The organism is Pseudomonas sp. Irchel 3A18 (assembly GCF_900187465.1).
GTDB lineage: Bacteria > Pseudomonadota > Gammaproteobacteria > Pseudomonadales > Pseudomonadaceae > Aquipseudomonas > Aquipseudomonas cichorii.
The window spans coordinates 68,402-76,682 of record NZ_FYDI01000012.1 but is presented as its reverse complement, the minus strand read 5'-3'; the positions used below and the strand labels follow the sequence as shown (position 1 = coordinate 76,682).

2 protein-coding genes are annotated in these 8,281 nt (G+C 53.5%); both read right to left on the bottom strand.

Annotated elements, in window-relative coordinates; translation table 11 throughout:
• A partial coding sequence (locus CKW23_RS26515; RefSeq protein ID WP_095068203.1) for a neuraminidase-like domain-containing protein occupies positions 1 to 3,335 on the bottom strand: 3,335 nt, incomplete at its 3' end.
• 86 nt (positions 3,336 to 3,421) lie between these two features.
• The gene (locus CKW23_RS20280; RefSeq protein WP_095068202.1) at positions 3,422 to 8,278 is read right to left on the bottom strand and encodes a neuraminidase-like domain-containing protein; all 4,857 of its coding nucleotides are present in this window, start codon (positions 8,276 to 8,278) and stop codon (positions 3,422 to 3,424) included.
• Between the last annotated feature and the right edge of the window lie 3 nt (positions 8,279 to 8,281).

Sequence of the window (8,281 nt, the reverse complement as noted above, 5' to 3'; positions counted from 1 at the left end):
GTTTCCTGGGCCAGCAGGCTGCCCGCACCGCCTTCGGTGGCGCCATTGGCGTAGGCGGCGAGCAGGGCGCGAGGGTCCAGAGGCGCGGCAAACAGCGGCAGAGACAAGGGTTTGCCATCCAGGGTCAGGTTGTGGCGCAGGTTGTACAGACGCGATTCGACCATGTCCCAGTACCTGGTCAGCTCGGCATTCATGGGCACGATGAAGTGGCCGTTGTCTTCCTCCACCAGTGTCGGGTCGCTGCCAAAGGTGCTCAGGCGCAGCGACGGCTGAGTGAAGCTGATCACTGCCTTGCCTTCGTTGGCCGCTGCGCTGGCGCGGACTTGTTGCTCCTGTTCGATCAGTTGCGTCTCGAACTCGCGCAGGCCAGGGTTACTGGCTCCGGCCAGATCCCCCAGTTTGATCGGTGTCCACTGGCTGGTGATCACGGCATCGGGCCGCGGGCCGAGCAGGTCGAGGATACGCACGTACCACAGCTTGGCTTCGCCAAGGCTGTCGGGCGTCACTTGTCGATAGGCCATGTCGCCACGGTCGATCAGGTTCTTGATGTAGTGGAAGTAGACGGCCTTTTGATAACGGACCGGGTCGCTGGCGGCGATGCCATCCGGGTCGATGGGGGCACGCATGAAATAGTCCGGGTCCGGCAGCTCGGTCAGCGGGCGGACATTCCAGTAGGCTGGCGCGCCGGTGCTGGAGTTTTCCTTGCGTCCCGGATCGAAGATGAATCCCAGCCAGAACTCGGCTTCGTTGAGCCGCAGCTCCAGATTCAGGCGGTGGGAGATCATGAATGGCAGATGCAGGAACAGCTCCCAGAAGTACAGGCCGTTGGCCCCTTTGAAGTCCATCTTGCTGGGGGCGGTTTCTTCGCCAATCGGTGGTTCCGGCAACTGCTGAGTACCCCAGGACAACAGCGCTTCCAGGGCGATATTGGCCTTGTTGATCAATTCACGGGCAAACAGGGTGTTCATGCGGATCGGGTCGCGCTCGTCGCTGGAGGAACCGTCGCTGAATTTTATGGTGGAGGCAGAGAAGTCGATGTATTCGGCGATGCCCAGCAGTGGATCGGTGCGTTTGTTGATTTTGGGGGCGATAGGGTCGACGCCGCCTTCGGATTCCCAGGTGAGTTCTATTTCGGTGGACTTCATTGCGTCACCTACACTCTCCCCCGAGCTTTTTTCATCTACTCCTGTTCCATGAGTTATATAGAATTTTTTTTGGTTTTCGATAAATGTGGTGCCTTCCAGTTTTGGGAGCAGGGTAGACTTGTCAAAAGGTATATCAACGGTGAAAAGACTCGGGCTGATTAACGAGTCTTGGGGGGCACTGTATTTGATTTTTTTTTGGTCGGCGTATGGAAGCTTCATGTCCAGAGGTATCATGAACTCTTGATTTAAACTGTAGTGTGTATATCCTTCCAGTGGCCCATAAGATGCGCTGTAGGTGTGTGTTGTTTCGGAGTCCAGCAGGTTTATACATCCTGATGTTATGAGTGTTGGGTCAATGGCCGTGTTACCCATTAGAATATCAATGGTGCTGGGCATGACAAACCCGTTTTCAAGATCTACTGTAGTTACCTTGCCCGCGACAGTCTTGACACTGTAATGCGAGTGGTCAGGGTCGAGCAGAAAGTTCATAAGCCCTAAAAACAGCTCTTCATTGTTGTAAAGCATGTCGAACGAGATGTGACTTTCCAGGCTGACTAATGGCTCTATATGAAGTGTGGATCCTGTAGCAAGTCTCACCAGTCCTTCTTCGCGAGGTGCGAGTACTAGCGTGAGTTTCCATACACCCATGGTATCATTGGTGAATTCGATATCCATAGTCTCGATGGGTATTTGTATGTCGGAGCTTATGGCCGTAGTAAGTCTGATTGTTGATAGTGCATAGTCAATGGTCGGGGAGTATTTTGGCTCCATGTTTTCTATTTTTTCTTGAAGGCTTTCATAATTCCACCACGGGCTCTCGGGTGTGGGAGCAGTTGTTTTTACAGTTTTGAATCCGATACGGATATTCCACGTAAACTGAAAATTCCCCTTGTTCTTCAGTGCCAGTGCCCAACAGATTTTACGAATTTGATTTTCATTAGGTTCGGCTTTTGTACTGTCATAGTTGTCATCGACAAAACCGTCTTTGGGAAACGATCTTTCCTTATTGAAGTTTTTGTCAATTAACGCGGTTTCAAGCAGTGCGTAATCTGAGGTGGATCCGTCCATATCACCACTGACCAGATGTTCACCGGCATAGATCGCGATAAACAGGGATTCCGGTGAAGCTGAAAGATCAAACACGGCAATGCTGTTCAGATCGTTTTCAAGGTTGACCGTCTTGCCTGCCCGGGTAAAAGTTTTGAGTGACGTGATGTCCATGTAAATCAGTGGTGCGCTCCAGGAGTCATCATATTTCTTGTACGAGATATTGAAGAGCAGGCGCACCTTGGGGGTGGATGTCGGTGGGGGTGGCGGAATAATGGGAATGCTGCCATCTGTACCGGGTTTGATACTTTCTGTTGGCAGTGTCACTTCAATCTCTTCCGACACAGGAATCATATCCACCCAGGTCACGAACAGCCGGTTATTGAAAAATACCGGGCGAAGGGTGCGCTCCAGAGTATTGGCATTGACCCCGATTTCTGCCCGCTTCCAGTCCGACCATGCACCAGGCGTCGGGTAGTCGTGTTTGGGGCCTTCAGTGCCTTCCTTGTAGGCCCGCTCGTTCATATCGACCGTGCGCCAGTAATAGATATTCTCGGCGCGAGACTTGCCAATGAAGTAATACTTGCCTTCAGCAAAACGCTCCGTATCGATATAACCATTGATGATGGTCAGGTTCGCCACTTCCTCGAAACTGGCGAGGTAGGACTTCACGGCTTCCTGTGTCGTATCGATACTGATCTTGTTCTGGTTGATATCGTTTTCCAGATTTTTGAAGTAACCGGATTTCTTCAACCGCAAGGCCGGGGAAATGAAGGTTTCCGGGTAGAGCGCCAGTTGCATGTTGGCGGCCCAGATCGGGTACTGGCTGCTGCGCTCGCGCCATTCGACGAAGTTTGCTTCGGTGGGTTGCAACAGGTCATAGCCGGGCTCCATGCCCATCAATGTTCCGTTGATGAACTGCTGAATACTGCCGATGGCTGAGGCCACGTAACTGGTTTCGACTTCATTGATGACCTGATTGTCGATCAGGAAAAACTCATACAGATCGTTGGCAGTTTTCAGGCGTTGGTCCAGACCCAGACTCCTCAGTAAAGGGGAATTGGGAACCACCTCACCTAGGTAATAAGCGACCAGTGCATCCCGAAAGGATTCGTTGAGCTGGCTATCAATGGAGCGAGACATATTTGGAGCCTCCATGGCAATTGATGAAGATCCGTTCGTTCAGTACTCAGCTATTGGCCGCCATGACGGCATTACTGACGTCTTCATTAGCGGCTTTTCGCGGTGTAGCGTACGTGGACGATGATGTCGGTAATCGCAGCGATCATGTCCTCCTGGCTGGCACTGAACTTCAAGGCCCAGCGTGAAATTGCTCCGGTGCCTTCAAAGGGCAGGTAACGCTCGTCATCGAAGTTGAAAACGAACAGGCCGTCGTCGTCGACGCCGGTCGACACTGCAATCTGCTGGCTGGCGCGCATGTTTTCCTTCGGTGCCCCTTGCGGGCCATTCATCTGCACGGCGTTATAGGTTTGCGTGAGGGTGGCGCGAATGTCCTGATAAGGGCCGACGGTCACCGGCAGCGAAACGCTGACGCGCTTGATGCGGCGTAGATAGTGGCCGGGATAGTCGGCGTCGAGCATCGCCTGGGTGATTTCGAATTCGGCGATGCCTTCCTCTGCCAGACGGGCGACCACGGCATCCCAGCCGACGTTGATGCTGGGCTCTTCTTCGGTGGAGACAGGCAACTGCTTCACCGACAGCGTCTTGAGGATTTCCAGCTTGCGGTCGTTGCGTGCCAGGTACGCCGCATCCATGCGCAACAGGTCCAGCTTGAGCGATTCGCCGGCGGTCAGGCCACGCCAAGTGTCTTTCCAGGCGGCGGGCTGAATGAAAGTGGTGGAGTAGTCGGCAATTTCGTATTGCCAACAGGCTTGGGCGGCCAGGCACAAAGAGAACGTGGCGTCGTAGGCTTGATAGTAAAAAGTCGAGAACTGGCCGTTGAGCCATTGGTACAGCTGGCTATTGGTAAAGCGTTTGTTGAGAAATGCATAAACGACTTCGGCCTGCAGTCTGGCTTCCTGAGCCTGACGCAACTGCAAGGCGGTGACGCGAGCCTGGGCGTCATGCACGGCCAGTTGTGCGACGATCTGTTCGGATTCCAGATGCGCCTGTTGGTATGCATTGACCCACTCCTGCTGGCGGCGGCGTAATATTTCCGCTCGTTCCAGAGCGTCACCGATACTATCTTCGAGTGTGGCGAGAGCTTGCGCGCCGATGGCGACCATCTCGGGAATGCCCTCTATTTCAAAACCACCTACAGCGCCGCCTGCTGCTGCTCCGACGGCCATCCCGCCAATCAGGCCACCATGAGCTCCCCCATGGTTGGGAACTACTTTCATCGCCGCGGCGGCAGTTGACGAGATGGCCGCCACCCCGCTGAACACCTTGGCACCCATATGGGATGCAGCAGCAATGATCTCTGTGTCAGTGACGTTTTCTTCCGCCAGTTTGCTGTAGAAGCTGGCCCGGGCATCGGCTATGGCTTTGCCGGCTTGCAGCGCCTTGCGCGCTTCGATTTCGACCTTCTGCGCCTCCAGCTGCAAGTCGATGGCGTACTGCGCGAATTCCCAGACCTGCTGCTGTTGCAGTTCCATCAACTGCCCTTGTTCCTTGCGTTCGATGATCGACAGCAGGGTATTGCCGAACTGGATCAGGTTATCCACTGCGCTACTTGCCCGGTTGAACATCACCGCGTAGCGGTAGTGCGGAATTTCCTGGGCCAGCAGGCTGCCCGCACCGCCTTCGGTGGCGCCATTGGCGTAGGCGGCGAGCAGGGCGCGAGGGTCCAGAGGCGCGGCAAACAGCGGCAGAGACAAGGGTTTGCCATCCAGGGTCAGGTTGTGGCGCAGGTTGTACAGACGCGATTCGACCATGTCCCAGTACCTGGTCAACTCGGCATTCATGGGGACGATGAAGTGGCCGTTGTCTTCCTCCACCAGTGTCGGGTCGCTGCCAAAGGTGCTCAGGCGCAGTGACGGCTGAGTGAAGCTGATCACTGCCTTGCCTTCGTTGGCCGCTGCGCTGGCGCGGACTTGTTGCTCCTGTTCGATCAGTTGCGTCTCGAACTCGCGCAGGCCAGGGTTACTGGCTCCGGCCAGATCCCCCAGTTTGATCGGTGTCCACTGGCTGGTGATCACGGCATCGGGCCGCGGGCCGAGCAGGTCGAGGATGCGCACGTACCACAGCTTGGCTTCGCCAAGGCTGTCGGGCGTCACTTGTCGATAGGCCATGTCGCCACGGTCGATCAGGTTCTTGATGTAGTGGAAGTAGACGGCCTTTTGATAACGGACCGGGTCGCTGGCGGCGATGCCATCCGGGTCGATGGGGGCACGCATGAAATAGTCCGGGTCCGGCAGCTCGGTCAGCGGGCGGACATTCCAGTAGGCTGGCGCGCCGGTGCTGGAGTTTTCCTTGCGTCCCGGATCGAAGATGAATCCCAGCCAGAACTCGGCTTCGTTGAGCCGCAGCTCCAGATTCAGGCGGTGGGAAATCATGAACGGCAGATGCAGGAACAGCTCCCAGAAGTACAGGCCGTTGGCCCCTTTGAAGTCCATCTTGCTGGGGGCGGTTTCTTCGCCAATCGGTGGTTCCGGCAACTGCTGAGTACCCCAGGACAACAGCGCTTCCAGGGCGATATTGGCCTTGTTGATCAATTCACGGGCAAACAGGGTGTTCATGCGGATCGGGTCGCGCTCGTCGCTGGAGGAACCGTCGCTGAATTTTATGGTGGAGGCAGAGAAGTCGATGTATTCGGCGATGCCCAGCAGTGGATCGGTGCGCTTGTTGATTTTGGGGGCGATAGGGTCGACGCCGCCTTCGGATTCCCAGGTGAGTTCTATTTCGGTGGATTTGATGGCGGAGCCAATCCATTCCTGGTCTTTTTTAGTGTTAATCCCGACGCCGTGGGTAATGTAGAATTTTTTTGAACCCTCCATAAAAGTGGCGGGTAATGTTGGCAGTAATGTTGCTTTATTAAAGGGGATTGTTATGGATTGGGGAGTGGGTGTGAACAGATTTTCGTGGTCTTGCGTTTTAGTGATGATTTTTTGAGGGCCATAAGGCAGTGCCATGTTTTGAGGGTGGCTCATGTACTGATGGAGAGTAATTTCAGGGTTTGTATTAGACGCTTCAATGGTGACGTTGCATTGGAAGGGTATTAGTAGCTCCATCATGACAAGCCCTGCCTTGATATCGTCTATGTCATAAAGGGTCTCATGCCTGACTAGTCGGGTAAGGTAATGGTTTATATAGCCGTCTGTAGCGTCGATCGTTCTTGAATCTATACCGAATACATAGGGTAGGTGGTTTGGGTTTCTTATGAAGTCGATTAGTTCTATAGGTAGACGGATGTCATGGCTTATATAAGCGGAAAACTGAACGGATAAAAAATTAGGTACTGCCTCTGTAGGCAGAAAGGTAATGAGTGAGCCTGGCAGTAGTTTGTTGTAAATGCCTTCTTTTTTGCCTACTATTAAATGCAAGTTAGTGTGGGGGGCGCCTCTGAAGTGAAAAGTTATATCAATGGTCATCGGTTCAGGAGCATTATCACCGCTTTCCGGGATGATGTCGGCATTGATATCGGATGTTAAGCGTATCGTAGAGCTGGCATGGTCAAGGGTAGGCTGTTGTATAGCCGGATCTTCCATCGCCCGTATCCGGGACTGCCAACCGTTGTAGTCCCAGTCGGCAGACCCAGGAAGTGCTGGTTTGGTAATAATGGGTTTTAAACCAATGTGAACACTCCATGTGAACTGAAAATTTCCTTTGTTTTTGAGTGCCAGCGCCCAGCAGGTTTTACGAATGCGGCTTTCATTAGGCTCTGCATCTGCTCCATTGTAATTTTCTTCCACGTAACCATCTTTGGGGAACGATCTTTCCTTGTTGAAGTTCTTGTCAACAAACGCGGTTTCCAGCAATGCATAATCTGAAGTGGATCCATCCGTATCGCCACTGACCAGATGTTCACCGGCATAGATGGCGATAAACAGGGATTCCGGCGACGCAGAAACGTCAAAGACAGCAATGCTGTTCAGATCGGTTTCAAGGTTGACCGGCTTGTCTGCAAAGGTAAAGGTTTTGAGCGACGTGACATCCATGTAAATCAGCGGTGCGCTCCAGGAGTCGTCATATTTCTTGTACGACATATTGAATAGCAGACGCACCTTGGGGGTGGATGTCGGTGGGGGTGGCGGGATAATGGGAATGCTGCCATCTGTACCGGGTTTGATACTTTCTGTCGGCAGTGTGACTTCAATCTCTTCGGAGACAGGAATCATATCCACCCAGGTCACAAACAGCCGGTTATTGAAGAATACCGGGCGAAGGGTGCGCTCAATCGTATTGGCATTGACCCCGATCTCTGCCCGCTTCCAGTCCGACCAGGCGCCGGGTGTCGGGTAGTCATATTTCGGGCCTTCAGTGCCTTCCTTGTAGGCGCGCTCGTTCATATCGACCATGCGCCAGTAATAGATATTCTCGGCACGAGACCGGCCAATGAAGTAATACTTGCCCTCTGCAAAGCGCTCAGTGTCGATATAGCCATTGATCACCGTCAGGTTTGCCACTTCCTCGAAACTGGCGAGGTAGGATTTCACGGCTTCCTGTGTCGTATCGATACTGATCTTGTTCTGGTTGATATCGTTTTCCAGATTTTCAAAGTAACCGGATTTCTTCAACCGCAAGGCCGGGGAAATGAAGGTTTCCGGGTAGAGCGCCAATTGCATGTTGGCGGCCCAGATCGGGTACTGGCTGCTGCGCTCGCGCCATTCGACGAAGTTTGCTTCGGTGGGTCGCAGCAAGTCATAACCCGGCTCCATGCCCATCAATGCTCCGTTGATGAACTGCTGAATACTGCCAATGGCAGAGGCCACATAACTGGTTTCGACTTCATTGATGACCTGATTGTCGATCAGAAAAAACTCATACAGATCGTTGGCAGTTTTCAGGCGTTGGTCCAGACCAAGACTCCTCAGTAAAGGGGAATTGGGAACCACCTCACCCAGGTAATAAGCGACCAGTGCATCCCTAAAGGATTCGTTGAGCTGGCTATCAATGGAGCGAGACATATT

Bases quoted from the DNA above. Each gene is read 5' to 3' on its own strand.
- CKW23_RS20280 (WP_095068202.1), bottom strand. From the start codon at position 8,278: ATGTCTCGCTCCATTGATAGCCAGCTCAACGAATCCTTTAGGGATGCA.